Raw genomic sequence first — 2,269 nt, 5'->3', positions numbered from 1 at the left:
CATCACGTCCCGGAGGTTCACCATTCGCGCGAGCCCCGTAGGAATACCCGTTCTCGTCATCCCACTCCCAGTCGTCATCGTCGACGTCGTACCTGTCCTCGTCCTTCATCGCTCCCACCTCTACCGACCRCATCCGTCAGACCGCGAACCCCCGGTACCTGTGGGACCAAGAATGCTGCGCACTCCAGCCACGGCACCCCAGGCCCCCAACGGCACCGGCCGGGGGGGACGGCCCCAAGCCCGACCAGGGCCGCTACGAGAAGTTCAACGCGGATTCCGCACGTGCCCAAGGACAGATGCCACGTCAAGTAACCGGCTGTCACCGACGRCCCGTCCGGCGATCAGAGCCGTTGTCCGGTTGACRTGACCAGTCKAATCGCAGGTCAAATGATCAGTCGACCARCCGAATCCACGGTGACTTCCCTGCCGCCCGGTCCGCCACCGAACATGGGCCGCTACGCTTCGTGCAACCCCTTGTTCTGGGAGGCACCCGTGACGCCACATCGCGCGACAGAGCACCCCGGATGGAACCCCTCTATGCTCCGCCGGCATCGGCTTCAGTACGGGCTCACCCTTCCCACGCTCGCCGAACGCATCCGCAATATCGACGTCGACAGCGCCCGTGAACGAAGCTTCACCCCGCCACTGGCGACCGCCGAAGTCATCGGCAAGCACGAACGCGGSCAGACCTACCCCGGCGCCGACTACCGCGCCAGCTACCGGCACATCTTCGGCACTGGAGACRCCGACCTGGGATTCCGCCACCGGCTCCCCGCCGAGCACGCCCAGACGACTCCGCAGCAGGCCGACTCTCCCAGTGACCGGGCCGCGTCCTCTCCGCCGCCTTACTCTGGAGACATCGGCGGGTACACCGCTTCACGCCCGCCCGATACCGACGGGCCGGAGAGGCGGATCATGACCGAATCAGAAGAGGCGTTTAACTTCCTGGTCAACGCCGAACGGGCCGCGGCTCGACCGGAAGTTCTCGACTTCCTCCACCAACAGGTACGCAGCCTCGCCATCGCGTTCCCGACCGAGGCGACGAACCTTGTAGGCCCGCTACTCGACGCACAGCGCGTCGCCTTCAGACTCCTGGACGGYCCAACTCCGCCAGACCAGGCCCGGGACCTCTACTTTCTCGCAGCAATCACCTCCGGCCTCCTCGCCCGCGCAGGAGTCGACCTCAGCCAGCACACAACCGCCGACATCTACGCCCGCGTCGCCTACCTGTGCGCCGACCGGGCAGATCATCCCGGCCTGCGCATCTGGGTACGCACCGAACAGGCCCGCGCCGCCTACTGGACAGGGGCACCACACGAGGCACTGCGCTACATCGAAGCAGCCGAAGCAGACGTCCACCTCGTTCACGGCACGGCAGCGATAGAGACCGCCGTACAGGCAGCCCGTGCCCATGCGGCACTCGGCGACAGCGCACAGGCCCATGCCGCCATCACGCGAGCCGTAGACCTCCGCGAGCGGACCCGTCCCGACGACCTGGACGAGATCGGGGGTGAACTCTCCACCCCGGTAGCCGTCCAACTGTTCATCGCATCCGATGCCCTTACCCGACTCCCCGAGGACCCACGCGCCGAGCAGGCAGCCATGGACGCCGTGGAAGCCTTCGCCGCCGCAGGTAACGCCAGCTACGGCAGCCGAGCCGGGGCCCACATCAACCTCGCTCTGGCTCGCACCCGCCGGGGTGACGTCGACGGYGCCCAAGACGCCCTCCGGCCCGTCCTAGCCATCCCAGCCCAGCGCCGCAACCACGGGATCCGCACCCTCATGCAGCGCATTCAAGGTGCGCTGACCGACCAGCGGTACGGACGATCGCCGCAGGCACTCGACATTGCAGCCGAGGTCGAGAACTACTGCCAGGTGACCCCGACAACCCGGATCCCCGAGTAGTTCAAGATCCTCGCTAATGTTCTGTACCGTTTCAAGGGCGGCCTTCGGYCGCCGCGGGGGGCCTGCCGCACGCGCCGCGCGTCGCCCCGTGCGCGCCGCGCCTACGGGATCGCCGCACCCGGCCGGGGCCCCGCCTCCCTCCGGTCGGCACCCCGGCCGGAGCGTCGCCCCGTGGGCGCGTCGGCCCGTCGGCGTGTCGGAGCGTCAGGCCCCCCGCCAGAGGGTCCGTGACGACCGTGACGATCGGCGATGCTGATGCCGCTGGTCCACGCCGGTGCTCCAGGAGCCGCGCGACGTCCGCGAGGACGGTGCCGCTGCTGGTTGTTGGGGCTCCGCCCCAAACCCCGGCCCTCACTCTGGAGGA

General features: G+C 68.4%; 1 protein-coding gene. It reads left to right on the top strand.

The features are described 5' to 3' along the window. The first annotated feature begins 537 nt into the window (after positions 1–537). A complete protein-coding gene (locus Manayef4_RS02590; RefSeq protein WP_070130509.1) occupies positions 538–1,905 on the top strand; it encodes a hypothetical protein in 1,368 nt (455 codons plus the stop codon). The last annotated feature ends 364 nt before the right edge of the window (positions 1,906–2,269 follow it).

The organism is Frankia sp. CgMI4 (genome assembly GCF_001756285.1).
Lineage (GTDB): Bacteria > Actinomycetota > Actinomycetes > Frankiales > Frankiaceae > Frankia > Frankia casuarinae.
Note: the sequence above shows the minus strand (reverse complement) of the source record. Positions and strands in the feature narration are given on the sequence as shown.